Raw genomic sequence first — 25,228 nt, 5'->3', positions numbered from 1 at the left:
GCTCCACCCCGATCCGCCCCACCGCCGGCGCCCCGCGCCGGCGGGTCCCGCCCGCACCGCCCATCCCCCGTTTCGCCCCGTTCATCCCACGGCGCGACCTTTCGTCGCATCCGCATTGCCCGGCGCCCGGCGCCGCACTACATTGACGGCTCCTGTGTTCCATGTGCGAGGAGTCGACGATGCTGGGTTTCCTGCTCTGGCTGTTGCTGCTGTTCCTGTGCTGGCCGATCGCGCTGCTGGCGCTCGTCCTGTATCCGCTGGTGTGGCTGCTGTTGCTGCCGTTCCGGCTGCTCGGGATCGGCATCGAGGCCGTGTTCGAGCTGCTGCGCGCCATCGTGATGCTGCCGGCGCGCGTGCTGGGCGGGCGCTGATCGACGGCGGCAGTGTGCGGCGATTAACAGACGTGCGCAGTCCATTCGCCTATCGTGGGTCCACTGATGGCTTTCATTCGACAGCCATGCCTTGAAAGGAGTTGACAATGCGCCTGGACATCTATCGCCGAGCCGAACACGACGGCAAATTCTCCTACCTCGCCGTCCCCGAGACCCGCAACATCCCCGAAGAAGCCACCAACACCGACTGGGAAGTCGAGGCCCGCGCCGTCGAAGTCGACGACCATGCCGAACGGATCGAGGACTACGCGATCGAGAACCTGGGCGGCCAGCTGTCCGAGAAGGGCTATGCCGTGACCTCGTCGATGCATTGACGGGCGTTTTTGCTGCGGCGCGTCATGCGTCGTAGCGCCCGCACGACAAACCGCCGCACCCATGCCGGCGGCCCCGGCGACGGGGCGGCCGGCATACGGCCGTGCGGCGCGTATGGTATCCTCTCTGCCTCGATCAATTTGACCGTTGCCGCGGTGCGGCGGGTCGCCGGAGGCACAATGAAGTGGGCAATCGTCGGTTTTCTTATCCTTTCCATCCTGCACATCCACTTCCGGGGTAAGGTCCGTCTGCCGATCGGGCGCCAGCTGTTCGACCATTCGTCGTTCATGGCGCCAATCAACATCTTCATGCACCTGTTCTCGCGGGTGCCCAGCACCCCGTACCTGCCCGTGCGCGAATTCCCCGAGCTCGACGTGCTGCAGCAGAACTGGCCGGTCATCCGCGAGGAAGCGCTCCGGCTCATCGAGCTCAAGAAGATCAAGGCGTCCGAGGAAAACAACGACGCCGGCTTCAATTCCTTCTTCAAGACCGGCTGGAAGCGCTTCTACCTGAAGTGGTACGACGCCAGCCACCCGTCGGCCGAGCGCCTGTGCCCGCGCACCTACGCGCTGCTGCAGGGAATCCCGTCGGTCAAGGCGGCGATGTTCGCCGAACTGCCGCCCGGCGCCAAGCTGAACCTGCACCGCGATCCGTTCGCCGGCTCGATCCGCTACCACCTGGGCCTGGCCACGCCGAACGACGACCGCTGCTTCATCGAGGTCGACGGCGAACGCCACAGCTGGCGCGACGGCCAGGGCGTCATCTTCGACGAAACCTACCTGCACTGGGCCGAGAACACCAGCGACAGCGACCGCGTGATCCTGTTCTGCGACGTCGAGCGCCCGATGCGCTTCCGCTGGATGCAGGCCGTCAACCGCTGGCTGGGCCGCACGATGATGACGGCCGCGGCCTCGCCCAACGAGAGCGGCGACCAGATCGGCCTGGTCAGCAAGCTGTTCCGCATTTCCCACGTGATGGGCCAGTACCGCCGCCGCTACAAGGCCTGGAACAAGACCGCCTACAAGGCCACCAAGGTCGGCCTGATCGTCGCGCTGGCGGCGGCCATCTATTACCTCTGAGGCCGGGCAGGGCGTCCGGCCGGGCCGATGCGGCCGGCGCGGGACGCGTGGATGGCCGCATGGACGGCGCAAGCAGGAAGGGCCACCGCAGGGTGGCCCTTTTGTTTTTCCGGTCGCGTGGACGGCGTCAGAACGCGAACGGCATGCGCAGCATCAGCGTCACGTCCGGCGTGTCGCGGGTCAGGCCGGCGCCCACCGAGATGTTCAGCGTGCGCTTGTTGTTGATGCGGTAGGAACCGCCCAGCAGCAGGGTGCCGAGCTGCAGGCGCACCGAGCCGGGGATGATCTGGCCGTTCTGCTTCATGCGGCCGACCGAGCTGTGGTCGTAGCCGATCGAGAACGAGGCGCGTTCGTTCAGCGCCAGGCCCATGCCGATGTTGAAGCCGAACACGTCGCCGGGCTTGATCTCGCCCAGCAGTTCGCGCTCGCCGTTCAGCACGGTGCGGTAGACGTTGCCGCGCTTGAAGTTGTGGGTGTAGCTGAAGGTGCCGAAGAAGATCGCCGGATCGGACGGCATCAGCCAGGTCACGCTCGGCTGCAGCGAGTAGAAGCCGGAACCGGTCGGCAGGTCCAGCGGCAGGCCGGTACCGGTGACGTTCTGGCCCAGGCAGCGCGTCTGGCAGTCGGTGACGACCTCGAACGGGTCGCGGCCAGTGCGCGACTTGAAGCGCAGGCCGGCGATGTAGTAGGGCTTCTCGATGCCGCCGTCGTTGAGCTGGTAACGCCAGCCCAGTTCGATGTCGCCGATGCCCTTGCCGCTGGTCTCGAACGCGCGCTCGGCGGCGGTGCCGGTGAAGATCTCGCGGCTGACCGTGGAGTCGCTGCGGTACACGTAGGGAATCTTGCCCTCGACCTCGAAGCGGTTGCTGACGCCGTAGCGGAAGGTGGCGGCGCCGGTGGTCGTGTTACGCTTGACTTCGCGCACGTCCAGCAGGCCGATCAGCAGTGCCGGGATCACGGTATAGCCCACCAGCGCGACGCGGTTGCTGGACGAATAGCCGTACTGCACCGAGGGTTCGAACACGAGGCGGTTGCGCGGGGTCAGCACGCCGGGCGTCTCGAAGATCGGCGCCACTTCGGGCGTGCGCGCACCCTGGCCGGGCTCGGGGGCGCGACCGACCGGGCCGCCCTGGCTGGCGACGACCGGTTGCTGGGCCGGCGTGTCGCTGCTGCCGGTGACCGGCGCCGGCAGGCCCTGCTGCGGCGCGCCGCCGGCGCCGCGCAGGTTGTCCAGCGGGGCGGCCTGCGCGGCCGTGGTCGCCGGCGCGCTCGCCTGGACCGGCGCCGGGCCGGTGCCGCGCAGCCGCTCGAGCTGGCCGGCACTGGCGGGGGCGGCGTTGCTCACGCCGCTGGCGCGCAGTTGCCGCTCGAGCTCGTCGACGCGTGCGCGCTGGTCTTCCAGCTGTTGTCGCATGATTTTCAGCTGCTCCAGCAGGTCGGGGCCGGACTGGGCGCCTGCCGGGATGCAAGCGAGCGCTACGCTTGCGCCGATCACGCTGTACAGCGCTGGAATTCTTCGCATATTGTTGTTCTCCGTATGGTTCGTCACCGTCCGCTGACGGCGGTATTCAAGGCGTTCGACAGGGTGTTCTGGAAGTTCATCGTCTGCAGCATGCCGCGCGCCTCGACGCTGGCGTTAATGATAGTCGCATTATTGATGAGCTGGTTGTTCAGACTGTTCTGGATCACGGTCCCGCCCAGCGCGGAGGGGCCGAAATCGACGCCGACGGCGCCGCCGCCGTTCTGGATGATGCGCAACTGGGTGGCCGCGTCGGCCGACAGGTGCGTGCGGCCGGCGGCCAGGCTGCCCAGGTCGCCGAAGTCGATGCGGCTGGTGTCGGCGACGTTGCCGTTGATGGTCACGATGCGTTCCAGGCCCAGCGAAACGGCGAGGCCGGTGTCGGTGGTGAAGCCGCCGCGGTAGGCGTCGAGGTCGCCCGGCGCGACCGCGTTGGCGCTGGCGAACGGGTCGTCCTGCGGTTCCGCCAGGCCCTGGCAGGCGATCGCGGCGCCGGCGAGGGCGCAGGCGATCCGGATGGGTAGGCGCATGCTGTCTCCTGTTAGAAGTCGCCGGGGCCGAACTTCGGCAGGCTGGAAAGGTCGAAGCCCATGCGACTGACGGCGTCGGCCAGCGGCGCGCGCGGCGCGGCGCGCCAGTCCGACGTCAGGTTGAACTGGGGCCGGGTCGGCGATTCGTGGATCACGAACAGCAGCCGCGTCGGCCAGATCTCTTCGAAGTGCTGCTGCGTCATCGCGCGCGTGCCGGTGGACGGGTCGCCGATCAGGACGCGGCCGTCGTCGGCCCCCTTGACCACGACGAAGTGGTTGTAGCCCTTCTCGGACACCAGCACGATGGCCGGCAGCTTGGCGTCGATCAGTTTTTGCAGCGGCTGGCGGAAACCGTCGGACTTGAAGCCGATGGTGGCCAGGTATTTCTGCATGTCGAGCAGCGAAAAGCCTTCCTTGCGGATCTTGGCGCGGTCGCCGTGTTCCCACATCGACTGGAAAGCGGTGGTCTCGCTGATCGGATAACCGTAGTGATTGCTCAGCAGGGTGGCCAGCGCGGCGGAGCCGCAGCTGAAGTCGTACTGCTGGCGGATCGTGGAAATGAAGCGGAGTTCCTTCAGGCTGTGCACGGGCACGTTGTAGCGGGCATTGCCGGCGAGCGACAGGTCCGCCGCCGAGGCGGCGGAGCCCAGGAGTGCGCACAGCAGGATCAGTGCGCGTGGTTTCATTTGAACTGCAGGTTGATGATGGTGGCGTTCTGGATCAGGACGTTGGCGCCGCTGTTCTGGATGACCACCGGAATCCCGGACATGTTGGCGAACGAACCGGAATCGATGGTGTTCGATCCGGTGACGACGTTGGTCGCGCTGTTGTTCGCCACGTTGCCGTCCAGCTTCATGTCGTTGTGGGTGTCCGTGCCACCACGCTGCTGCTCGAGGTAAGCGGCGTCCGCGGCCGGGACCGACCCCGGCTGCCCCTGCGCGGCGGGCGCGGCGGCGCTGATCGCATGCGCGGGCGTGAACAGGGACCGGGCGGCCGCCGTGCGGGCGTCGACGGTCTCGTCCGAACCGGCCCAGGCTGCCGATGCGAGCGCCGCGAGCGCAGCGACGCTGCAGGCGCGGACGACGAATTTCTGAGTAACGTAACGGTGCATGTTCTACCCCTGAATTGCGACGACGGAAAACTGCCGCGCCCGCAGGCGCGGCAGTCCGAGGCGATTACTGGCCCACCGACATGTTGCTCTGGACGTTCACGCTCTGCTGCACCAGGGAGGAGATGCCGCTGTTCTGGCTCACCACGGTGATGCCGGCTGCGCCCGCGCCCACGCCGCTCATGCTGTTGGACATGTTGAACGAACCGGCGTTGACCGAGTTCGAACCGCCATTGCCGCCCATGCCGTCGCCGCCCATGCCGCCGACGCCGTAGCCAGCGGTGATCGAGGCCAGCGAACCGCCGTTGCCGCCGGTCGAGGAGCCGCCCGCACCGCCTGCGCCGCCGGCGCCGGCCGACGAGTCACCGACCGATGCCGAGCCGGTCGTTGCCGAACCGGTGGTGGCGGCGCCGCCCGCTGCGCCCGCACCTGCGTTGGCCTGGGCCATGCCGGTCGAGCCGCCTGCGCCGCCCGCTGCGCCGTTGCCGCCGGTGCCGGCAGTGGCGGTCGCTGCCGCGCCCGCACCGCCCGCACCGCCTGCGCCGCCGCTGTTCGAGGCGCCGTTCCCGGCCGTGCCTGCCAGCGAAGCCGCTGCGCCGCCGGTGCCGCCGGTGGCTGCGCCGCCTGCCGCGCCTGCGCCGGCGGTGTTCGAGGCTGCCGCGCCCGAACCGCCTGCACCGCCGGCCGCGCCGGCTGCGCCTGCGCCGCCCATGCCGCCGGCAGCACCCGCTCCGCCTGCGCCGCCCATGCCGCCGTTGGTGGTGCCGGCCGATGCGGTGGTGGTGCCGCTGGTCGCTGCGCCGCCGGTGGCTGCGCCCGAGCCCGAGCCTGCGCCGCCGCTGGTGCCGCCGGCGCCGGTGTCGGTGCCCATCGACGGGGTGGCCGAGCCGGTGGTGGCCCAGCTGCCGCCCGAGACGTTCGACGAGCCTGCTGCGCCGCCGGTCGACGAGGCGCCGGCATTGCCTGCCGAGCCGCCGCCGCCAGCGCCGCCGCCTGCGCCGCCCAGGCCGCCGGCTGCGCCGGCACCGCCGGCACCGCCCGCTGCGCCTGCGCCGCCGAAGCCGCCGGTCGCGGCGCCGGTGGTGCCGCCTGCGCCGCCGGTGCCGGCGTACGAACCGCCGGTCGCGCCGCCGTTACCGCCCGACAGGGCGCCGGTGGAGCCGCCGTTGCCGCCCGAGGCTGCGCCGCCCGCTGCTGCCGCGCCGCCGAAGCCGCCGGTCGAGCCGGCTGCGCCGCCCATGGCACCGGCGCCGCCTGCGCCGCCCGATGCACCGGCACCGCTGGCCAGCGAGCCGGTTGCGCCGCCTGCGCCGCCCGCGCCGGCGTTGGCCGAACCGACCGATGCCGCGCCGGCGGTGGCGCCGCCGTTGGTGGCCGAGCCGCCTGCCGCGCCGGCTGCGCCGTTCGAGGCGCCGGCCGTTGCGCCGTTGCCGGCGGTGGCGGCGACCGCGCCGCCGGTACCGGCTGCGCCGGCGCCTGCGGTGCCGGCGGCGCCGTTGGCGTTACCGGTGTTCGAGGCGGCGTTGCCGATGCCCGAGATGTTGTTGTTCGACACCGAGCCGGTCAGGTTGCTGCGCGAGATGGCCGACGAGGTGTTGAAGGCGTTCGAGAAGTTCGAGGTGGCCTGGCCGCCGTTGTTGGCGGCGGTGGTGCCCACGCCCGATGCCGACGATTCGCCCGAGCTGGCGTTCTTGCCGGTGCTGTTGTCGTTGTCGCGGCTGGTCGTGGTGGTGGTGGTCGCCACGTTGCGGCCGCTCGAGTTGTCGGTGTTGGTCGTCGCGGTGCGCTGGCTGTTGTCGTTCGACGTGGTGGTCGTGGTGTTGCGGCCGCTCGAGTTGTCGCTGTTGTCGGTCGAGGTGGTCGTCGTGGTGACGTTACGGCCGCTCGAGTTGTCGGTGTTGCGGCCGCTCGAGTTGTCGGTCGACGTGGTGTTGTTGCTGTTGGTGGCGTTGTTGCTTGCCGTGGTCGCGGTGTTGGTGGTGTTGCGGCCGCTCGAGTTGTCCGTGTTACGGCCGCTCGAGTTGTCGGTGTTGGTGGTGGCGGTGTTGGTGTTGACGCTGTTGTTGCGGTTGTCGGTGCTGGTCGTGGTCGTCGTGTTGCGGCCGCTCGAGTTGTCGACGTTGCGGCCGCTCGAGTTGTCCGTCGCCGTCGTGGTCGTGGTCGCCGTGTTGTTGCTGTTGGTGGTGTTGCGACCGCTGCTGCTGTTGCTGTTGTCGGTCGCCGTCGAGTTGGTCGTGGTCGTGGCGGTGTTGTTGCTGTTGGTGGTGTTGCGGCCGCTGCTGCTGTTGCTGTTGTCGGTCGCGGTGCTGGTCGCGGTCGAGGTGTTGTTGCTGTTGGTGGTGTTACGGCCGCTGCTGCTGTTGCTGTTGTCGGTCGCGGTGTTGGTCGCGGTGTTGGTGCTGTTGTTGCTGTAGTCGGCCTGGTTGTTGGTGCTCGTGTTGGTGGTGGTGTTCGCAGTATTGGTGCTGTTGTTGTTGCCGCTGTCCGTGTTACGGGTGGTGGTCTGCTCCACCGTGCTGCCGCCGCGTGCAACGACGGAGTCGTCGGCTTGTGCGCTCAGCGAGAAGGCAAGCGTAATGGCAGTCACGAGCAAAGTCTTGTTCATTCGAGTTCCCCTCTGGGTGTTTGATGGTTGGTTGATGGCCGGCTGTTGCGCCGACGTTATCTCCTTTGCACGATCGGTGCCAGCACTACTGCAGAGTTCGGTAAGCCCTTGTTTTTGTTGACTTTGTCAGGATGGTCCTACGGGCTTGTCAGAGAAAATCCGGCACGATTTACCGAATTTATTGAAAAAGTGTTTCACTCCCGGTACAGGTGTGTCGCACTCGGTTAGCCAACGCACCCTGCAGCTGGACACCTGTGTGCCAGAGTGTTCCAGCCTTTCGCCAAATGGGGGATGACAGGGCGGAAGGGATGGGGCGGCACCGGCGCGGCGTGGCGCCGCGCCGCGTTCAGCCTCACCCTGCCTCCCGCGCATTCAATCGGTAAAATTTGAAGACATTTCCATGCCGGCGATGTCTCCATCCTTGCTTGTTACTAATATGCTATAGGCATCGCATCCGGCATGGAATTCTCTCGGAAGTGGACGATGCATGTGTAATTGCCTTTCCACGGCCGCGACGACCTGTCCGGAATGCGCCAGCCATTTCACGTTGACGTTCATCTCATTGATCAGCGTGCGACCATCATCGGTTTTGATGTATTCAATTGCCATGTCTTTGGTCTCCAGCCGGTAAATTTTCGCGGCATTGAAATTCTTTATGAATTTTGCTTTTTCTCCCCTGTTCTTATCTTCAATAATGGAGACGCCCATCTGAATCTGTTTTTCGATGACGTCGCAGACATCCTTGTATCGTCGCGCATCGTTGCCCGGGATGTCCTGGGCGTTCCCTCGTGTGTTGGAAGCAAGGAAAAGCAAGACGCCGGATGCAAAAAAAGCGAGGGAATTTTTACGGCTCAAAGGAAATTTATTTTGCATATTTCCTCATAAGAAAGGCCATGCAAGGCTGCGAGCTGGCGGTCGAAGGCATGCGCCATGACGCATTCACCAAGCGGCTTGAAGCAACGCATTTTGGTCTCGACAAGACTGCACCGATGATATCAGCCCCATGTCTTCCAGATCTTCCGGCCAAGGCGTTCTTGCGGGTCGAAATGAACCCCTTTGCTCATGCTTTTAAAGCATGCTGCTTTCGGCATCGCGATGGCGGTTCATATAGATGCCACTGCACAATCAAGTGCTGCTGCCGTCGGATGGCTGGATGCATCGACCCCCTTCGACGTCCCATCCATACAGCGTCATTTCGGTCAAGGAGTGGGTATTGCGCAGTGTGTCGATGGTCTGAAACGGCGTGAATGCGCGGCGGTGGGCACTGGTATTGAAGGCGTTGGCGTCTGCATGGCGGCAACGGGGAGCTGCGTGACGGATTCCTTCGCATGAAACGATAGCGAGAAAAGGGTTGCATGTGAGAACATGCAACCCTTTGAACGCACTTGCGGTTTTCTAGGTAGACCGCATGCCGTGCTTGCTGAGCAGCCGGTACATCGTCGTGCGCGACACGCCCAGGTCGCGCGCGGCGCGGCTGACGTTCTGGCCGCTGCGGTCCAGGCATTCGCGCAGGGCGCGGCGCTCGGTGCGCAGGCGGGTGTCGTCCAGCGCGGCCTGGGGCAGGGCGATGCCGAAGGACAGGCCCAGGTCCTCGGGCATGATCAGGCGGCCGTCCGACATCACCAGCGCGCGCCGCACGCGGTTGATCAGCTCGCGCACATTGCCGGGCCACTCGTGCTCCAGGATGGCCTCGATGGCGCGGTTCGAAAAGCCCTTCAGGCGCGGCGACTTCTCGTTGGCGTACATGTGGAAGAAATGCTCGGCCAGGGTGACCAGGTCGTCGCGCCGCTCGCGCAGCGGCGGCACCGTCACCGGCAGCACGGCCAGGCGGTAGTACAAGTCCTCGCGGAAGTCGCCGGCGGCGACGGCCTGCTGCAACTGCACGTGCGAGGCCGCGATGACGCGCACGTCGACGCGGATCTGGCGCGTGCTGCCCAGCCGGTTGATCGTCTTCTCCTGCAGGAAGCGCAGCAGGTTGGCCTGCAGGTCCTTGGGCAGGTCGCCGATCTCGTCCAGGAACAGCGTGCCGCCGTCGGCGGATTCGATCAGGCCGGCCTTGCCGCGCGTGGCGCCGGTGAAGGCGCCGCGTTCGTAGCCGAACAGCTCGGAGTGGATCAGGCTCGGGGCGATGGCGCCGCAGTTGATCGGCACGAACGGGCCGTGCGCCCGGTCCGACTGCGCGTGCACGGCCTGCGCCGTGAGTTCCTTGCCGCTGCCGCTTTCGCCCCAGATCAGCACCGGCGCCGCCACCTTGGCCACGCGTTCCACCTGGGCGCGCAGGCGCACGATGGCGTCGCAGTTGCCGATCAGCGGCGAGTCGCCGGCGGCCGTGGGTGCATGTGGCCGGCGCAGCATGGCCCAGCCGTGCGCATGGCCCAGCGTGTGCGACAGGCGCAGCGGGTCGACCGGCAGCGTGTGGTAGTCGCACAGGTGTTCCACCACCAGGTCGCGGCAGGGCGCGAATTCGAGGTCGCGCCGGCTGAACACGCCGACCCACTGCATCTCGCCGTGGCGGCGCAGGAAGGTGTCGATGTCGGCCGGCCGCTGCTGTTCGCGATCGTGCACCAGCAGGCCGACCAGGTAGCGGTTGCCGCGCAGCTCGCGCCCGGCTTCGCCGAGGCTCGAGACGCAGCGGATATCCCAGTCATGCATCGCCTCTCCCAGCAGGGCGGTCGTATCCGTTGACTGGGGGGCAATGCACAGCAGGCGTTTTTGAGTCATCCATCCTCCATCGGGCAGGCAGCCGGCGGCGCGTGCGCAGGCAGACCGCGGCGCGACCGGCACTGTAAACATGGTAATTGTAACTAAACGTAAAAACGATGGCGTTCTCTAGCCACTTGGCAATTTTGTAACTTTATTGAAAAAGTTGAAACATTATGCCTTGAGTAACGATTTCGTGTCGTCCGCTACGGGACACCGACAATCGTCGCCCAAATAGAGGGAAATTGCGTGGATTGGACGGCATGTCCGGCGCCACGTGGCGGCGCCGGCACGGTGCGAAAAAGGCGGGGGTGTGAAACGGACCTACTGGACGCGGCGGACCTTGGGCGAGCTGTTGATCCCGTCGAATTCCATGAACATCGTCCCGAAGAGGTTGCGCACGATGCGCACCTTCGGCTTGCTGACGCGCGGCAGCGTTTCCGAGCTGCCGTCGACCACTTTCCACACCTGGCCGTTTGCCAGCGTGAAGCGGGTATTCGGACCCCAGCCTTCGAAATCGCCGGCGAGGGTGCTCTCGATGCGTTTCGGCGCTTCCGGCCGGCGCACGTTCTCGAGGCCGAAACTCTGTTCCGGCGCGGCTGCGGCGGCTGCAGCGGCGGGGACAGGGGCGGCGGCCGGCGCGGCCGCGGCGATGCCGCCGACGGCAGCGGTGGCGGGAATGGCATCGTAGCAGGCGAGGCGGGCGCCGGCGTCGGCCAGCTTGCGGCAGCCCAGGATGGCGGCGTCGTCGGCGCGCGCGACGCCCGTGCTGCCCAGCAGGGCCAGCGCGAGCGGCAGGAGGTGCGGAAGTTTCATCGTGTCCTTTCCAGAAATGACCACGGGCGCGGCCACGCCGCCCCGTCGATTTTCAACCAGGCAAGATTATAGCCGTCGCGCCGCCGGCGGGGGGCGGCGCCTCAGGCGCGCGGGCGCTGGCGGTGGAACACCAAGGGGCTGTAGGGAATCGCCGACGGCGGCGGCGAGGCCAGGATGCCCGGCTTCATCGCGCCGACGACGTGCATCTCGCAGGGCTTGCAATCGAAGCGCAGCGTGTAGCGCTCGTCGCCGCTGACCAGCGTCATCGGCTCGGCGCGCACCTGGCCCTGCACCCCCTGCACGCCCTTGGCCTGCTTCGGGCACAGGTTGAACGAGAAGCGCAGGCAATGCTTGGTGATCATCAGCGAGACCTCGCCGGCTTCCTCGTGCGCCTCGTAGGCGGCCGCGATCAGCTGCACGCCGTGCTTCGTGTAGAACGCCCGGGCCTTCTCGTTGTAGACGTTGGCCAGGTAGCTGAGCTGGGTGTCGGGATACTGCGGGGCGGGCTCGGCGGCGCGCGCGCGCTGCGGACGCTGCCATGCGGCCAGGCGCGCCGCTTCCTGGGCGGCGACGGCGTCGCGGCGCAGGCCGTTGATGACGCTGGACGGCACGAACCAGGGCTGCGACAGCTGCAGTGTCACCGAGCGGGCAGCGAACATCGTGTTGCCGAGCTTGCCCAGGCTGGTGCGCAGGCCCGCCAGCGCCTGTTCGGCCTGCTGGGCCGGCTGCAGCGCGACGGCCGCGGCGGTCGTGGTGGCGATGCCGTCCTCGTCGGTGACCGTCAGGCGCAGGCCGCCGTCCACGTCTTCCAGCAGCAGGTCGACGACGACGCGGCGCTCGGCCGATTTCTTGTTCAGCGCCGCTTCCCACTGGTGGTCGCGGTTGCGGCTGAGTACCGTGCCGACCTTCAGGCCCGGCAGGCTCGACAGCGGCTCGTTGGGGAACACGCGCCAGCGCTGGCCCTCGGCGTCCTCGCCCAGCTTCTGCACGGTATTGGCCTGGATGCCGACCGTCTCGCGCTTGTGCATGTAGTTCAGGCCGTCGCCGTTGGCCATCGGCGCCTGGGTGACCAGGTCGAAGTTGTCGCCGCCGAGGCGGACGATGGTGCCGAGTTCGACGCCGACGTATTTCGGCGAATCGAAGGCGCCGATGGTCTGCTGGCGGCCCTGGGCGAAGTAGTCGGTATGGCCGCGGTGGAAGTTCTTGTCGACGTCCGGCGTGAACAGGATCTCGGTGCGGCCGCTGGCGGCGCGCGCCAGTTCCGGACGGCGTTCCAGCAGCGCGTCGAGCAGCAGGCGGTAGTGCGCCGTGATGTTCTTCACGTAGCCCATGTCCTTGTAGCGGCCTTCGATCTTGAACGAGCGGATGCCAGCGTCGACCAGCGCTTCCAGGTTGCGGCTCTGGTCGTTGTCCTTCATCGACAGCAGGTGTTTTTCGTAGGCGACCACGCGGCCCTGGCCGTCCGACAGCGTGTAGGGCAGGCGGCAGGCCTGGGAGCAGTCGCCGCGGTTGGCGCTGCGGCCGGTGTCGGCGTGCGAAATGTAGCACTGGCCGGAAAACGCCACGCACAGGGCGCCGTGCACGAAGTACTCGAGCGGCGTGTCGACCTCGGCGCGGATCTTGCGGATCTGCTCGACGGTCAGTTCGCGTGCCAGCACCAGCTGGGAAAAGCCGACCTGGCCCAGGAACTTCGCCTTCTCGGCCGTGCGGATGTCGCACTGGGTGCTGGCGTGCAGCTGGATCGGCGGCAGGTCCATCTCCAGCAGGCCCATGTCCTGGATGATCAGCGCGTCGACGCCGGCCTCGTACAGCTGCCAGATCTGCTTGCGCGCCGTTTCCAGTTCGGCGTCGTGGAGGATCGTGTTCATCGTCACGAAGATGCGCGCGCGGTAGCGGTGCGCGAAGTCGACCAGGGCGCCGATGTCTTCCAGGGTATTGCTGGCATTGTGGCGCGCCCCGAAGGCCGGGCCGCCGATGTAGACGGCGTCGGCGCCGTGCAGGATCGCCTCGCGGCCGATCTCGGCGGTTTTGGCGGGCGACAGCAGTTCGAGCTCGTGGGGGAGGAGGGACATGGCGGATTCCTGGCAAACGAAGGCGGAAATTATAGCCATATCAATGGTTTATGTCACCGGGCCGGTGGCGCCGGCGAGCCGGCGTCGATTGGCGTTGCGGCAATAATTTCCTTTGGTTATTATAAAGAGGCAATTCTTGTCCGCCTGTCATCGGCGACTTGGCTTTCCTTGCGAGCCCAATCAAATTGCCGGCAATTTTCATTGCGTTCGCAATTTTCCGCTACTGGCCCTCGCCAAGCTAGTTACGATCGCGTAGTAAAACGTTTAACCGCCTGGATTGCGCCGCTCCGACCTGCCTTCCCGTACGGCGAACTACCAGTCCGTGACGCGTCACGCAAAATGTGAGGCTACTTCCGTCGACGCTGCGGGCTGCGGGTCGCGGTGCTCAACGAAGCGTCCTCCTTGCCAAGTCGTCCCGTTCCATCCGCCGGCGCCCATGGCGTCAAAAGGCACAGGAAATGTCACCGGCATAACTTGTCTCGTAAATGCATCAAATCGTCGCAAGCTGCTGTGCGGGTCACTTTTGCTGTGTTACTCTGCGGCAAAATATCCCTGATGCATTTGTACGAATGCCCTTCAAACCCGCCCTCCCACTGCCCCGCGGCCTGGCCGGCTACATGGCCCTGGCGTTCTCGCTGTTGTCGATCGTGCTCACCTTCGTGATCGTGAAGGTGGTCGAGCACAAGGCGACCGAGCACGTCGAGGAAACCATCGGCCGCGGCCTGGCCGAACTCGCGCTGCAGACGTCCGACAAGCTGGACCGTGGCATGTACGAGCGCTTCCGCGAGGTCGGGCTGCTGGCCCGGCGCGCCGAGCTCGGCGACGACACCCGCCCGCTCGCGACGCGGCGCGCCATGCTTACCGACGTCCTGAGCAGCTACCGCTACTACGGCTGGCTGGGCCTGGCCGGCCTGGACGGCAAGGTCCGGGTGTCCGCCAAGGGCTTGCTGGAAGGCGCCGACGTCTCGCAGCGCCCCTGGTTCAGCCAGGCGATGCGCGGCCACCACGTCGGCGACGTCCATGAGGCATTGCTGTTGGCCAAGCTATTGCAGGAGGAGGGCGACGAACCGATGCGCTTCGTCGACGTCGCCTTCCCGTACCGCGGGCCGGACGGGCAGGTCGCGGGCGTGCTCGGCGCCCACCTGTCCTGGGCCTGGGCGCGCGACGTGCAGGAATCCATCATCGCCCCGCTCGAGGCGAGCCGCCAGGTCGAGGCGATGATCGTCAGCGCCACCGGGGTCGTGCTGCTCGGCCCTGCCGAGGTACAGGGCAAGCGGCTGCCGAACGCGCTGCTGGCCGTCGGCGACCCGCGCCGCCCCACCTGGCGCCAGCAGACCTGGCCCGGCGGGACCAGGTACCTCGTCGGCATCAGCCGCTCGAAGGGCTATGGCGAATATCCCGGCCTGGGCTGGAGCGTCGTGGTGCGCCAGAAGGTCGATACCGCGCTGGTCCCGATCACGCTGCTGCGCCACTACGCGCTGGCCAGCGGCATCGCCCTGGCGCTGCTGTTCTCCGTGGCCGGCGCCATCCTGGCGCGCTGGATCACCGGCCCGCTCAAGCGCCTGGCGCGTTCGGCGCACGACCTGCGCGCGGGCGGCACCCGCCCGATCGAGGGCGGCGCCAGCAGCTACGAGGAAGTGCGCGACCTGGCGGCCTCGCTCAACGGCCTGGTGTCCGACCTGGTGCGCCAGCGGGTCGAGCTCGAGCAGCTGAACACCACGCTCGAGCGCCGCGTCGACGCGCGCACCAACGAACTGGCCGAGGCGCTGGCCCAGGTGCAGGCCAACGAGCAGCGCATCCACACGATCATCGACACGGCCCAGGAGGCCTTCATCGGCGTCGACCTCGACGGCCGCATCGTCGACTGGAACACCCAGGCGCGCGCCATGTTCGGCTGGAGCCGCGGCGAGGCGCTCGGCAAGCCGGTGGCGCTGACCGTGCCCGAGCGTTTCCGCTACAGCGTCGAGAAGTCGCTGGCGCGTTTCCGCGAAAGCGGCGAACTCGGCCTGCTGGGCAAGCGCGTCGAGCGCGTGGTCAGCGACCGCAACGGCAACGAGATCCCGATCGAGATGACCGTCGGGCTGGTCGCCAACGGCAGCCGGCCGTTCTTCAGCGTATTCTTGCATGACATTTCCATGAGGAAAAAGGTCGAGCAGATGAAGAACGAGTTCATCGCCACCGCCTCGCATGAACTGCGCACGCCGCTGACGTCGATGCGCGTGTCGCTGTCGCTGCTGGCCCAGGGCACGGTGGCGGTGCTGGAACCGGAAGCGCAGGAACTGGCCGACATCGCGCACCGCCATTGCGAGCGCCTGGTGCGGCTGGTCAACGACATGCTGGACATCCAGAAGATCGAGGCGGGCGGCCTGCAGCTGGACCGGCGCCGCGAAGACCTGGCGGCGCTGGTCGAGGAAGCGATCTCGGCCATGCGAGGCTTCGCCCTGCCGCGCCGCATCGTCCTGGAGCGCGAATGCCTGGCGGGCTGCGCCGGCCTGGAAGCCGAGGTCGACCGGGACCGCCTGCTGCAGGTGCTGACGAACCTGCTGTCCAACGCGATCAAGTTTGCGCCGGAAGGCAGCCGCGTGGCCGTGCGCATCGGGCGCCACCGCGGCAGCCACGGCGACGGCATCCGCCTGTCGGTCGTCGACCACGGCAGCGGCATCCCGGCGCATTTCCGGGATCGCATCTTCCAGCGCTTCGCCCAGGCCGGCAGCGCCGGCGGCAGCGGTCTCGGCCTGTCGATCTGCAAGGGCATCGTCGAGGAGCATGGCGGCACCCTGTCGTTCACCAGCGCGGAGGGCCGCGGTACCAGCTTCCACGTCGACCTGCCGGACGGGCAGGCGGCGCCGGCCGGCGTGCCGGACGGGGGGCCGCTCGTCGACGCGGGGCGCTAGGGCCTGTCGTGGCACGCCGCAAGGTTCGCCACGGACGAGTCCTTTGCGTCGTCCTCAGCACCCTTGCCTGAGGAATCAGGGGCGCGCCAACTCTGGCAGTTGAGCGATCTGCCCAGCGCGCAACATGAAGACCGTCTGGCGTCCAGCCCAGGCAGGTCCGCGCTGTCCGCTTCGGCCGCACTCGAACGATCGGCCACCACGCGCCGTCAGTCCATGCCACCCGCCGCGCCGCGCTCGCGCCGTCGCCACGCCACCGGCGCCAGGCCATGGCGTTCCCTGAATGCCGTTGAGAAATTGCGTGCGTTCTGGAAGCCCACCAGCTGGGCGATGTCGTTGACGTCCATCTCCGTTTCCCGCAGCAACTGTTCGGCGCGCAGGTGGCGTCGCTCGCGCACGTAGTCGAATACGCTGCTGCCGAGGCGCGCGCGGAACAGGGCGTTCAGGCGTTCGCGGTAGGTGCCGGCCGCGCGCGCGATGTCGGCCAGCGCCGGCAGGTTGGCGAGATTGGCGTCGATCAGGCGGCGCGCGGCCGTCACCACCAGCGCGTCGAGGTCGCCCGGCGCCGGGGTCGGGATCGACGGCGGCACCGGAAGCGGACCGGGCGGCGCGGCGCGCGGCACCAGCCCCAGGTGCACGCGTATGCGCGCCAGCAATTCGTCGTCGTCGTAGGGCGCGCTGAGGAAGTCGACGGCGCCCAGCGTGAGCCCGGCCACCCGTTCGCGCGGTCCGGTGTCGGCGCCGACCAGGATCAGGGGGATCGGCGCCGTCGCCGGGTCCGCCTTGAGCAGGCGGCAGCAGGCATAGCCGTCCATGTCCGGCAACCGGATATCGGCGACGATCAGGTGCGGCTCGTCCAGCACGGCCAGGCGCACGCCCTGCGCGCCGCCGGCGGCGCCGGTGACGCCGTAGCCGGCACGCCGCAGCAGGCCGGCGAGGCGCGTGCGCACCGGCTCGTCCGGGTCGATCAGCAGCAGGCGGATGGCGTGCCGGAGGTGGGGCATGGCTTGTTGACGCGGTAGCGTTGTGGCGATGCAGCGATCTTAGCGGTTTTTTCGAGATTTCGCATCTGGAAGAGGCTTTGTCTCCCCTGGAAGATGTTTCATATTTGCAGTATTTTCCGGATTTTGCGATAGTTGTCTCACAGCAAGACACCAGCGCACATTCATAAGGAGAATCAAGCATGTTGAAATCGAAGTCGTCCCTCGCCGTCCTGGGTTTGATCGGCGCCATGGCCGCCCCCTTCAGCGCCCAAGCGGCCAGCAAGATCGCGACGTTCGACGTCAGCATGAAGATTGTCGCAGACTGCACGATCGGCGCCAACGGCATGGACTTCGGCCAGAACCAGGGCGTGATCACCGCCGCCGTGTCGGCCAACTCCACCATCAACGTCACCTGCACCAATACCACGCCGTACAACATCGGCCTGAACGCCGGCACCGGCGCCGGCTCGAGCGGCACCACCCGGTACATGGCCGGTACCGGCGCCAACGCCGGCACCGTCAAGTTCAACCTGTACCAGGCCCCGGGCGCCACCCTGTGGGGCAATACCCAGGGCACGGACACGGTGTCGGGCATTGGAAACGGCAACGCGCAGACGCTGACCGTGTACGGCGAAATCCCGGTCCAGTCCACGCCGGCCCCGGACAGCTACAAGTCCACCGTCACCGCCACGATTTCGTTCTGATGCACGTTCCCATGCGCGTCCCGATGCCAGCCACCGTGCGCCGTCTCTGCGCCTTCCAGTCGCGCTTGCCCGGCGCCGCCGCACTGGCGGCGCTGCTGGCGCTGGCCGGCCCGGCCGGCGCCGCCAACCTGCAGATCTCGCCCGTCTCGATCGCCTTCCAGCCGGCCCAGGCCGCGGCCGGCATCAACCTGCAGAACTTCGGCGACACGCCGCTGTACGGCCAGGTGCGCGTCTACGCCTGGGACCAGAAGGACGGCGTCGACGTCCTGACCCCGACCACCGACGTCGTCGCCAGCCCGCCGATCATCGAAGTGGCCGCCAGCAGCACCCAGACCATCCGCCTGGTGCGCCGGCCGGGCGCCGCCGGCGCCGACGGCGCCGAGCGCAGCTACCGCATCCTGATCGACGAGATCCCGCGCGGCGACGCCGCCAGCGGCGTGGCGATCCGACTGCAATACTCGGTGCCCGTGTTCGTCGCCCCGGCCGCCGGCGTCGGCGGCGCGGTACCCGCGCCCGCGCTGGCCTGGACGCTGGTGCGCAGGAACGGCGGCGTGGCGCTGCGCGCCACCAACACCGGCACGCTGCACGCCCAGCTGGGCGCCACCCGGGTGCGCACCGCGTCCGGCCGGGAGGTCGAACTCAGCAAGGGCCTGCTCGGCTATGCGCTGGCCGGCCGCACGCGCGAATGGCAGCTGGCCCAGGACAAGGCCGCGCTCCTCGAGGGCGAGTCGGGCATCGTCACCACGGTGAATACGCGCGAGCAGACGTTCCCGCTGGCGCCGGCCGGCGACTGAGCCGTCCGGGCGATGCGATTCCCGAGGCGCCGGGCACGCTGGATGGCGGCCCTCCTGCTGGCGGCATCCTGCGCCGCGCATGGCGCGGCGGGACCTGCCGCGTCCGCCGCCCCCGATTCGCCCGCCGCTCCCGCCGCTCCCGCCGCGGCCCCGGACGCCATTCCCCAGCCGCCCGCCCAGGTGGAGCTCTACCTCGAAGTCAGCCTCAACGGCGAGGAGACGGGCGCCGTCCTGCCGTTCGTCCAGGGGCCGCGCGGCCTGCGCAGCAGCGTCGCCAATTTGGCCGAGCTGGGCCTGGACGCCGCCCTGTTCGGCGTGGCCGGGCAGGACGCGTTCGACCTCGACGGCATTCCCGGCCTGCACTATGCCTACGACGAGCGCCGCCAGCGCCTCGACCTGCGGCTCGACGACGCGCTGCGGCGCCCGCAGGAACTGCGCGCGCGCGCCTTGCCGCGCAGCGCGCCGCCCGCCGCCGACGGCGGCCGCGGCCTGCTGCTGAACTACAGCCTGCATGCCCAGCGCGGCGTCGGCACGGCGCTGAACGCGGTGACGGAGCTGCGCTGGTTCGACCGCTACGGTGTCCTGAGCACGACCGGCGCCGCCGTGCTGCGCGGCACCGACCGCGGCTACGTCCGCTACGACACGACCTGGACCCGTGCCGACCCCGCCACCCTCAGCACGCTCGAGATCGGCGACGTCATCACCGCGTCGCTGAGCTGGTCGCGCTCGCTGCGCATCGGCGGCGTCCAGTGGCGCCGCAACTTCGGGCTGCGTCCGGACCTGCTGACCTATCCGGTGGCCAGCTACGGCGGCTCGGCCGTCGTGCCCAGCAGCGTCAGCCTGTACGTGAACGGCATCCGCCAGTTCCAGGCCGACGTCGGCGGCGGTCCGTTCCAGCTGCGCGACATCGCCGGCCTGAACGGCGCCGGCCAGGCCACGGTGGTCACCGAGGATGCGCTGGGCCGCGTGGTCAGCGCGACGCTGCCGCTGTACGTCGACACCCGCCTGCTCGAGACCGGCCTGACCGACTACGCCGTGGCACTGGGCGCGCCGCGCCGGGCCTACGGCGCCGCATCGTTCTCGTACGCGCCCACGCCGGTGGCCAGCGCCTCCGTGCGCCACGGCGCCAGCGACGTGCTGACGCTGGAAGGCCATGGCGAGGCCGGCGGGGGCCTGGCCAACCTGGGCGCCGGCCTGTTGCTGCGCCTGGGCCAGGCGGGCGTCGCCAGCGCGTCGCTGGCCGGCAGCGCCGGGCGCCTGCGCGGCGCCCAGGCCGCCATCGGCTACCAGTACATCGCGTCCCGCTTCGCCATCGACGCCGAGCGCCAGCGCGCCAGTGCCGGCTACGGCGACCTGGGCGCCGGCGCCGGCGCGCCCACGGTGCGCGCCAGCGACCGCCTGAACCTGAGCGTGGCGCTGGCGGGCGGGCGCAGCGCCGGCTTCGGCCTGATCAACTACAAGGTGGCCGGCGAACCGGCCGCGCGCATCGTCTCGCTGTCGCTGTCCAGCCACCTGGCCTGGGGCATGCACCTGACGGTCAGCGCCTACCGCGACCTGCGCCGCCCGGACGCGCGCGGCCTGCAGGCCTCGCTCAGCATCCCGCTGGGCGAGCGCGCCGCGGGCAGCGCCACGTTCGGCAGCCAGAACGGCCAGCGCCTGGCGGCCGCGACGGCGTCGTCGGCGCCGGATTTCGGCGGCGGCTTCGGCTGGAACGTGCAGGCCGGCCGCTTCGGCGACCAGCGCTACGACCAGGCCCAGCTGCTGTACCTGGGCAGCGCCGGCCAGCTCGGCATGACCACCCAGAGCGCGGGCACGGCGCGCGCCACCACCATCGACGCCAGCGGGGCGCTGGTGGCGATGGACGGCGCCTTCCTCCCCGCGCGCCACGTCGGGCGCGGCTTCGCGCTGGTGGCGACCGGCATGGCCGACGTGCCGGTGCTGCAGGAAAACCGCGTGATCGGACGGACCGACGGCGCCGGGCGCCTGCTGGTGCCGGACCTGATGCCGTACACGAGCAACGAGATCGCCATCGACGTCAGCGCGCTTCCGGCCGACGTGCGCGTGCCCAGCGTGCGCCAGGCCGTGGTGCCGCGCCAGTCGTCCGGCGTGCTGGCGCGCTTCGCGCTGGAACGCTACGCCGCCGCCAGCGTCATCCTGCACGACGCCGACGGCAATCCGCTGCCGGTGGGGACGCCGGTGCGCGTCGACGGCGGGACGGCGACCGTGGTCGGCTACGACGGCGTGGTGTTCGTCGACGGCGTGACGGCGCGCACCACGCTGACGGCGGGGGAGGGCGCGCGCGCCTGCACCGTGCACGTCGCGCCGGAGCCCGGCGCCGGCGCCGGCGGCGCGCTGCCGGTGATCGGCCCGCTGGTATGTCATCCAAAGGAAAAACCATGAAAACGACAGCCTTCCTCGTTCCCCTCCTGCTGGCCCTGTGGCTGCTGGCGCCGCCGGCGGCGCGCGCCGACACCTGCGGCGCGGCAATGACCGATGTGGTGTTCAGCAACGTCAACCCGATCGCCGGGACGGACGTCTATGCCAGCGGCACGCTGACCGTGACCTGCAGCTTTTCCGTGCTGTCGCCGAACACGCTGCTGCCGACGCTGTCCGTGTGCGTGTCGCTGGGCGGCGCCGGCGGCGCCTGGCGCACGATGAGCAGCGGCAGCGCGACGCTGCCCTTCAACCTGTACACCGACAGCAGTTATACGGCGGCCGCCATCTGGGGTTCGGCGGCGGTGCCCGGCACGGCCCAGTTCTCCTTCAGCGGCGGCGGGCTGCTGGGCATCGGTTCGGGCAGCAAGAGCTGGCAGGTGTACGGCAAGATTCCCGGCAGCGCGATCAGGACGGTGCCGACCAGCGGCGGCGCCGATACCACCTATGTGGCCGACTTCAGCGGCCGCGGCGTGATCCAGTACGCGTTCGGCGGCCTGGCCACGCCGTCGTGCACGACCGGCAGCAGCGCGGCCTTCTCGTTCCAGGCCCGCGCCACCGTCGTCAACGACTGCCAGATCAGCGTCGGCCAGCTGTCGTTCGGCACGTCGAAGGTCTTGAACGCCGCCGTGCGCGCGAGCACCACGATGAGCGTGCTGTGCACGGCCGGCAAGCCCTACCAGGTGTCGTTGAGCGCCGGCAACTACGGCAGCGGCGGGGCGCGCCGGATGCGTAATGCGGCGACCGGGGAGACGGTCGGCTACCAGCTGTCCAGCAGCTACGACGGCAGCCAGTGGGGCGACGGCGGCGGCGGCGGCGGGGTGCCGCTGGGCGGCACCGGCACCGGCGCGGCGCAGGCGATCACGGTGTATGGACGGGTCAGCCCGCAGGCGACGCCGTCGCCGGGCGACTACACGGATACGGTGACCGCGACCCTGTATTTCTGACGCTGCGCGCCGGCGCTCAGAACCACACCGTCAGCGCCGCCGGCGCATCGGCGTCGCGCGCGGGCTCGGTGCGGTGCGGCGCCGTCGCAGACGTCGGGGCGGCGGCGCCGTCCTGCACCTGGTAGGGCGTGCGGTACTGGCAGCGCACCTCGGCATCCCGGGCCGATGGAACGGAGCGGGCCTGGCCGGCCGCGGCGTCGGCGGGCGGCGCGGTGCGGATCGCGCAGGATTCCTGCACGCGGAACGTGACGTCGAACGTGGCCGACGCGCGCGCGGCGTGCGCCGCCGGCGCGAGCGTCTGCAACGCCATCGCTGCCGCCATCACGTACCGCCATGTCTTCATTGTCCGCATCCCGTCGATCGACCAGTGCGCATTATCGGCCGGCGCGGGGGCGGCGGCAATCGCGCGCGCGCAGGTCCGGACGGGCGTCGCCGTTAGCGGAAACACCGACGATTACGGGATTCGCCGCTTTGGGTGCGCGCGCAAAGTAATTCTTTGGGGAAATTTATAGTTCTAAACTGCAACAACGCGACGCCGTTGCGGATTTTGCCGGATCCCCGCCGGTGCGGGACGGTCTAGAGTCTTCCTACTAAAGTGGGCCGCCCGCGCCTCGTTCAGGCGTCCAGCAGTTCGCGCGCGGTCCGCACCAGCAGGTCGGGGCTGAACGGCTTGACCACGTAGCGGTCCGCGCCCGCGGCGAGGCCGGCTTCGACGTCGCTCTGCTGGCCGCAGGCGGACAGCAGCAGCACCTTGACGCCCCCCATGTTCGCATCGGCCTTCAGGATGCGGCAGATGTCCAGGCCGCACAGTTCGGTGCCGAGCCAGACGTCCAGCACGACCAGGTCGGGCCGTTCGCTGGCCACCAGCGCCAGCGCGCCGTCCATGTCGGCGGCGGCCACCACGCGCCCCAGCTGCTTGAGCGTCAGGCGGATCAGGAGGCGCAGGTCGTCCTGGTCCTCGATCACGAGTATTTTTTTGGCGTCATCCATGGGACCGTCCGGTCGCGGGCAGGATCATCGTGACTTCGGTGCCGGCGCCCGGCGTGGAGCGCAGCTCGACGGTGCCGCCGTGGAGGTCGACGATCTCCTTGAAGATCGTCATCCCGAGGCCGCTGCCCTGCACGCTGGAACCCTTGTCGGCGCGGTAGAACGCGTCGAAGATCTGCGCCTGCTGCTCGGGCGTCATGCCGATGCCGCGGTCGCGCACGCGGATCCCCACGGCCGGCTGCGGGCCCGGCGCGGCCAGGTAGGCGCCGACGGCGATCGGCGCGTCCGGATCGGAATACTTGATGGCATTGCTGACGATGTTGGTCAGCGCCTGCTGCAGCTTCTGGGCGTCGCCGGCCAGCGTCGGCAGGTCGGGCGCGACGTCGACCGCGATGCGGTGCGCCTCGCCCAGGCCCGACAGGCCGGCCAGGGTCTGCTCGATCAGCTCGGCCACGCCCAGCGGGCGGATGTCGAGCTCGTCCTTGCCGCCGGCCTCGATGCGCGCCAGGTCGAGCAGCTGGTTGATCAGGTCGACCAGGCGGCTGGCCTGGCGGTGGATGATCTCGACCAGCTCGCGTCCGGTGGCGATGTCGAAGTCGCGCTTGAGCAGCAGCTCGGAAAAGCCGAGCACGCTCGCCATCGGGGTGCGCAGCTCGTGCGTGGCGGTGGCGAAGTACTTGCGGCGGCGCGCGTCGGTGGCGCGGTTGCGCTCGTCGGCCGCGCGCCGGCGCGAGATGTCGCGCACGATCGCGACCATGCGTTTTTCCCCGCTCAGCAGCAGGCGGTTGACGGTGAATTCGACCGGGAACAGGCTGCCGTCGGCGCGCCGGCCGATGCTCTCGTAGGGCGTGAGGTTGATCAGGCCGGTCTGTGCGCGCAGGCGTTCCGGATCGTCGGCCAGCAGCGACGGGCCGGGCCTGCCGACCAGCGCGTCGGCGCCGGCGCCGAAGATGCGCTCGGCGGCGGGATTGACCCACAGGATCGTGCCCGGCACGTCCAGCATCAGCACGCCCTCGGGGATGTGCTCGAGCAGCGCGCGCATGCCCGCCTCGCTGTCGCGCTGGCGCTGCATGGCCCAGTTCAGTTCGAAGGCCGCCACTTCGTCGGCGGCGATCTGGCCGACGTCGCGCAGTAGCTGGCGCTGTTCCTCGTCGAAGCGGCGCGGCACGCGGTCGATCACGCACAGGCTGCCCACGCGCAGGCCTTCCGGCGTCTCCAGCGGGTAGCCCGCGTAGAAGCGCACGCCCGGCTCGCCGGTCACGAAGGGATTGTCGGCGAAGCGCGCGTCGTCGAGGGTGTCCTCGACGACGAACACGTCGTCCTGGCGGATGGTGTGGTCGCAGAAGGACACCGAACGCTCGACCTGGGCGAGGTCGATGCCGATGCGGGACTTGAACCACTGGCGGTCGGCATCGATCAGCGCGAGCAGGACGATGGGGGCGTCGAACAGGCGGCGGGCCAGCCGGGTGATGCGGTCGAAACGCTCTTCAGGAGGCGTATCGAGGAGATTGAGCTCCTTCAGGACTTGCAGCCGATGCACTTCTTCTGGGTTCGTGGGTGTTCCTGGCATGGTCTCTCGTTAAGGGCATGACGTAAGCTTTCACTGAACGAAATGGCTCAAGCCGCCGGACGAAGGACCTGGTTGACCGCACGGTGCAGTTCCGCGAACGGCACCGGCTTGGAAAACACCGGGATATCTTCGGGCAAACCCATCGACTTGATCGTCGCGCGATCGAGGCCGCTGATCACGATGATCGCCATGTTCGCATAAGACTGGTCGGTGCGCAGCGTGCGGATCATCCGGAACCCGTCCATGCCCGGCATGCTGAGGTCGCTGATCAGGAGGTCGGGCCGGGTTTCGCCGATGCGGATCAGGGCCTCGAAGCCGTTGCTGGCCTTCGTGACCTCGAGCGGCAGGTCCCAGCCGGCCATTTCGAGCTCGTACAGGCGCAGCATGGTGGAGTCGTCGTCGACGAGCAGCACTTTCCTGCCGGCGTGTTCCGCCTGCCCGGCGGCCGGGGCCTGGATCGCGTGGCTGCGCTGGTCGACCAGCCGGTTGACCGAAGCCAGCGCGATGCGCCGGTGGCCGCCCGCCGTCTTCCATGCCTGCAGCACGCCGTTCTCGACCCACAGCTGCACGGTACGGTGCGATACGCCGAGCATCGTCGCTGCCTCCTTGGTGGAGCAGAAATCCGATGCGTCGTAGCTTTGCTCCCGCGCGTTTTGGCTGCTTTGCAATTTCATATTTTCCGATTTTACGTGGTCAGTTGGTGCTGTCAAGCATTATTAGATGGGGCATGCCGATCGTTCCCATCCCTTACCGCATTCCTGCGTGGTGTTTGTTACCGATGCCGTG

General features: G+C 68.6%; 22 protein-coding genes and 1 pseudogene. 8 read left to right on the top strand and 15 right to left on the bottom strand.

Annotated elements, in window-relative coordinates; translation table 11 throughout:
- Positions 1-179 precede the first annotated feature (179 nt).
- The 3 genes from QZ749_RS18225 (at position 180) to lpxO (ending at position 1,783) form a co-directional block, all read left to right on the top strand.
- The gene (locus QZ749_RS18225; protein ID WP_296949627.1) at positions 180-371 is read left to right on the top strand and encodes a hypothetical protein; all 192 of its coding nucleotides are present in this window, start codon (positions 180-182) and stop codon (positions 369-371) included.
- Between the two features lie 107 nt (positions 372-478).
- Positions 479-706, top strand: a complete 228-nt coding sequence (locus QZ749_RS18220) for a DUF6139 family protein (protein ID WP_296949625.1) — start codon at positions 479-481, stop codon at positions 704-706.
- A gap of 177 nt (positions 707-883) precedes the next feature.
- On the top strand, positions 884-1,783 hold the full coding sequence (lpxO, locus tag QZ749_RS18215) for a lipid A hydroxylase LpxO (protein ID WP_296949623.1): 900 nt from the start codon (positions 884-886) through the stop codon (positions 1,781-1,783).
- Positions 1,784-1,910: 127 nt separating this feature from the next.
- On the opposite strand, the gene QZ749_RS18210 is transcribed toward lpxO, so the two are convergent.
- The 10 genes and pseudogenes from QZ749_RS18210 to QZ749_RS18165 all read right to left on the bottom strand — a co-directional run bounded on the left by QZ749_RS18210 (position 1,911) and on the right by QZ749_RS18165 (position 13,133).
- Positions 1,911-3,305, bottom strand: coding sequence for an acetate kinase (locus QZ749_RS18210; protein ID WP_296949622.1), 1,395 nt, complete (start codon positions 3,303-3,305; stop codon positions 1,911-1,913).
- A 23-nt stretch (positions 3,306-3,328) separates the two neighbouring features.
- A complete protein-coding gene (locus QZ749_RS18205) occupies positions 3,329-3,832 on the bottom strand; it encodes a hypothetical protein (protein ID WP_296949621.1) in 504 nt (167 codons plus the stop codon).
- Between the two features lie 11 nt (positions 3,833-3,843).
- Positions 3,844-4,518, bottom strand: a complete 675-nt coding sequence (locus tag QZ749_RS18200) for a C39 family peptidase (protein WP_296949618.1) — start codon at positions 4,516-4,518, stop codon at positions 3,844-3,846.
- Complete coding sequence (locus tag QZ749_RS18195) at positions 4,515-4,943, bottom strand: hypothetical protein (RefSeq protein ID WP_296949616.1); 429 nt, start codon at positions 4,941-4,943, stop codon at positions 4,515-4,517. Before QZ749_RS18195 ends, QZ749_RS18200 begins: the two co-directional genes overlap by 4 nt.
- A gap of 64 nt (positions 4,944-5,007) precedes the next feature.
- Positions 5,008-7,545 (bottom strand): hypothetical protein, encoded by a 2,538-nt coding sequence (locus QZ749_RS18190; RefSeq protein ID WP_296949614.1) that lies wholly within the window; start codon positions 7,543-7,545, stop codon positions 5,008-5,010.
- A 372-nt stretch (positions 7,546-7,917) separates the two neighbouring features.
- The gene (locus QZ749_RS18185; RefSeq protein ID WP_296949612.1) at positions 7,918-8,418 is read right to left on the bottom strand and encodes a hypothetical protein; all 501 of its coding nucleotides are present in this window, start codon (positions 8,416-8,418) and stop codon (positions 7,918-7,920) included.
- A 23-nt stretch (positions 8,419-8,441) separates the two neighbouring features.
- A pseudogene (locus QZ749_RS18180) lies at positions 8,442-8,576 on the bottom strand (IS5/IS1182 family transposase); the annotation flags it as partial.
- Positions 8,577-8,940: 364 nt separating this feature from the next.
- The gene (locus QZ749_RS18175; RefSeq protein ID WP_296949610.1) at positions 8,941-10,266 is read right to left on the bottom strand and encodes a sigma-54 dependent transcriptional regulator; all 1,326 of its coding nucleotides are present in this window, start codon (positions 10,264-10,266) and stop codon (positions 8,941-8,943) included.
- Positions 10,267-10,569: 303 nt separating this feature from the next.
- Complete coding sequence (locus QZ749_RS18170) at positions 10,570-11,061, bottom strand: hypothetical protein (RefSeq protein WP_296949609.1); 492 nt, start codon at positions 11,059-11,061, stop codon at positions 10,570-10,572.
- A 101-nt stretch (positions 11,062-11,162) separates the two neighbouring features.
- Positions 11,163-13,133 (bottom strand): U32 family peptidase, encoded by a 1,971-nt coding sequence (locus QZ749_RS18165; protein ID WP_296949607.1) that lies wholly within the window; start codon positions 13,131-13,133, stop codon positions 11,163-11,165.
- A 569-nt stretch (positions 13,134-13,702) separates the two neighbouring features.
- Between QZ749_RS18165 and QZ749_RS18160 the strand changes: the two genes are divergently transcribed.
- Complete coding sequence (locus tag QZ749_RS18160; RefSeq protein ID WP_296949606.1) at positions 13,703-16,027, top strand: sensor histidine kinase; 2,325 nt, start codon at positions 13,703-13,705, stop codon at positions 16,025-16,027.
- Positions 16,028-16,233: 206 nt separating this feature from the next.
- On the opposite strand, the gene QZ749_RS18155 is transcribed toward QZ749_RS18160, so the two are convergent.
- Entirely contained in the window at positions 16,234-17,028 is a 795-nt protein-coding gene (locus tag QZ749_RS18155; RefSeq protein ID WP_296949604.1) for a DNA-binding response regulator, read from the bottom strand.
- Between the two features lie 227 nt (positions 17,029-17,255).
- Here QZ749_RS18155 and QZ749_RS18150 point away from each other — a divergent pair, with 227 nt between their 5' ends.
- The 4 genes from QZ749_RS18150 to QZ749_RS18135 are packed head-to-tail and all read left to right on the top strand — an operon-like array spanning position 17,256 to position 21,885.
- The gene (locus QZ749_RS18150; RefSeq protein ID WP_296949728.1) at positions 17,256-17,711 is read left to right on the top strand and encodes a spore coat U domain-containing protein; all 456 of its coding nucleotides are present in this window, start codon (positions 17,256-17,258) and stop codon (positions 17,709-17,711) included.
- The gene (locus QZ749_RS18145; RefSeq protein WP_296949602.1) at positions 17,711-18,505 is read left to right on the top strand and encodes a molecular chaperone; all 795 of its coding nucleotides are present in this window, start codon (positions 17,711-17,713) and stop codon (positions 18,503-18,505) included. Before QZ749_RS18150 ends, QZ749_RS18145 begins: the two co-directional genes overlap by 1 nt.
- 42 nt (positions 18,506-18,547) lie before the next feature.
- Positions 18,548-20,905 (top strand): fimbria/pilus outer membrane usher protein, encoded by a 2,358-nt coding sequence (locus tag QZ749_RS18140; RefSeq protein WP_296949601.1) that lies wholly within the window; start codon positions 18,548-18,550, stop codon positions 20,903-20,905.
- The gene (locus QZ749_RS18135; RefSeq protein ID WP_296949599.1) at positions 20,902-21,885 is read left to right on the top strand and encodes a spore coat U domain-containing protein; all 984 of its coding nucleotides are present in this window, start codon (positions 20,902-20,904) and stop codon (positions 21,883-21,885) included. Before QZ749_RS18140 ends, QZ749_RS18135 begins: the two co-directional genes overlap by 4 nt.
- 16 nt (positions 21,886-21,901) lie before the next feature.
- On the opposite strand, the gene QZ749_RS18130 is transcribed toward QZ749_RS18135, so the two are convergent.
- From QZ749_RS18130 to QZ749_RS18115, 4 genes are all read right to left on the bottom strand, one after another.
- Positions 21,902-22,228, bottom strand: coding sequence for a hypothetical protein (locus tag QZ749_RS18130; RefSeq protein ID WP_296949597.1), 327 nt, complete (start codon positions 22,226-22,228; stop codon positions 21,902-21,904).
- Positions 22,229-22,500: 272 nt separating this feature from the next.
- Positions 22,501-22,875 (bottom strand): response regulator transcription factor, encoded by a 375-nt coding sequence (locus tag QZ749_RS18125; RefSeq protein WP_296949596.1) that lies wholly within the window; start codon positions 22,873-22,875, stop codon positions 22,501-22,503.
- Positions 22,868-24,412 (bottom strand): ATP-binding protein, encoded by a 1,545-nt coding sequence (locus QZ749_RS18120; protein WP_296949595.1) that lies wholly within the window; start codon positions 24,410-24,412, stop codon positions 22,868-22,870. The genes QZ749_RS18125 and QZ749_RS18120 overlap by 8 nt, the downstream gene beginning before the upstream one ends.
- Before the next feature lie 77 nt (positions 24,413-24,489).
- Positions 24,490-25,116: a response regulator gene (locus QZ749_RS18115; RefSeq protein ID WP_296949594.1), complete on the bottom strand. Its 627-nt coding sequence runs from the start codon at positions 25,114-25,116 to the stop codon at positions 24,490-24,492.
- Between the last annotated feature and the right edge of the window lie 112 nt (positions 25,117-25,228).

The organism is uncultured Massilia sp., from assembly GCF_913773735.1.
GTDB lineage: Bacteria > Pseudomonadota > Gammaproteobacteria > Burkholderiales > Burkholderiaceae_D > Telluria.
The sequence above is the reverse complement of the archived record's forward strand: the minus strand, read 5'-3'. Positions and strand labels throughout refer to the sequence as shown.

Bases quoted from the DNA above. Each gene is read 5' to 3' on its own strand.
- QZ749_RS18225 (WP_296949627.1), top strand. From the start codon at position 180: ATGCTGGGTTTCCTGCTCTGGCTGTTGCTGCTGTTCCTGTGCTGGCCG.
- QZ749_RS18220 (WP_296949625.1), top strand. From the start codon at position 479: ATGCGCCTGGACATCTATCGCCGAGCCGAACACGACGGCAAATTCTCC.
- lpxO (WP_296949623.1), top strand. From the start codon at position 884: ATGAAGTGGGCAATCGTCGGTTTTCTTATCCTTTCCATCCTGCACATC.
- QZ749_RS18210 (WP_296949622.1), bottom strand. From the start codon at position 3,305: ATGCGAAGAATTCCAGCGCTGTACAGCGTGATCGGCGCAAGCGTAGCG.
- QZ749_RS18205 (WP_296949621.1), bottom strand. From the start codon at position 3,832: ATGCGCCTACCCATCCGGATCGCCTGCGCCCTCGCCGGCGCCGCGATC.
- QZ749_RS18200 (WP_296949618.1), bottom strand. From the start codon at position 4,518: ATGAAACCACGCGCACTGATCCTGCTGTGCGCACTCCTGGGCTCCGCC.
- QZ749_RS18195 (WP_296949616.1), bottom strand. From the start codon at position 4,943: ATGCACCGTTACGTTACTCAGAAATTCGTCGTCCGCGCCTGCAGCGTC.
- QZ749_RS18190 (WP_296949614.1), bottom strand. From the start codon at position 7,545: ATGAACAAGACTTTGCTCGTGACTGCCATTACGCTTGCCTTCTCGCTG.
- QZ749_RS18185 (WP_296949612.1), bottom strand. From the start codon at position 8,418: ATGCAAAATAAATTTCCTTTGAGCCGTAAAAATTCCCTCGCTTTTTTT.
- QZ749_RS18175 (WP_296949610.1), bottom strand. From the start codon at position 10,266: ATGACTCAAAAACGCCTGCTGTGCATTGCCCCCCAGTCAACGGATACG.
- QZ749_RS18170 (WP_296949609.1), bottom strand. From the start codon at position 11,061: ATGAAACTTCCGCACCTCCTGCCGCTCGCGCTGGCCCTGCTGGGCAGC.
- QZ749_RS18165 (WP_296949607.1), bottom strand. From the start codon at position 13,133: ATGTCCCTCCTCCCCCACGAGCTCGAACTGCTGTCGCCCGCCAAAACC.
- QZ749_RS18160 (WP_296949606.1), top strand. From the start codon at position 13,703: ATGCCCTTCAAACCCGCCCTCCCACTGCCCCGCGGCCTGGCCGGCTAC.
- QZ749_RS18155 (WP_296949604.1), bottom strand. From the start codon at position 17,028: ATGCCCCACCTCCGGCACGCCATCCGCCTGCTGCTGATCGACCCGGAC.
- QZ749_RS18150 (WP_296949728.1), top strand. From the start codon at position 17,256: ATGGCCGCCCCCTTCAGCGCCCAAGCGGCCAGCAAGATCGCGACGTTC.
- QZ749_RS18145 (WP_296949602.1), top strand. From the start codon at position 17,711: ATGCACGTTCCCATGCGCGTCCCGATGCCAGCCACCGTGCGCCGTCTC.
- QZ749_RS18140 (WP_296949601.1), top strand. From the start codon at position 18,548: ATGGCGGCCCTCCTGCTGGCGGCATCCTGCGCCGCGCATGGCGCGGCG.
- QZ749_RS18135 (WP_296949599.1), top strand. From the start codon at position 20,902: ATGAAAACGACAGCCTTCCTCGTTCCCCTCCTGCTGGCCCTGTGGCTG.
- QZ749_RS18130 (WP_296949597.1), bottom strand. From the start codon at position 22,228: ATGAAGACATGGCGGTACGTGATGGCGGCAGCGATGGCGTTGCAGACG.
- QZ749_RS18125 (WP_296949596.1), bottom strand. From the start codon at position 22,875: ATGGATGACGCCAAAAAAATACTCGTGATCGAGGACCAGGACGACCTG.
- QZ749_RS18115 (WP_296949594.1), bottom strand. From the start codon at position 25,116: ATGAAATTGCAAAGCAGCCAAAACGCGCGGGAGCAAAGCTACGACGCA.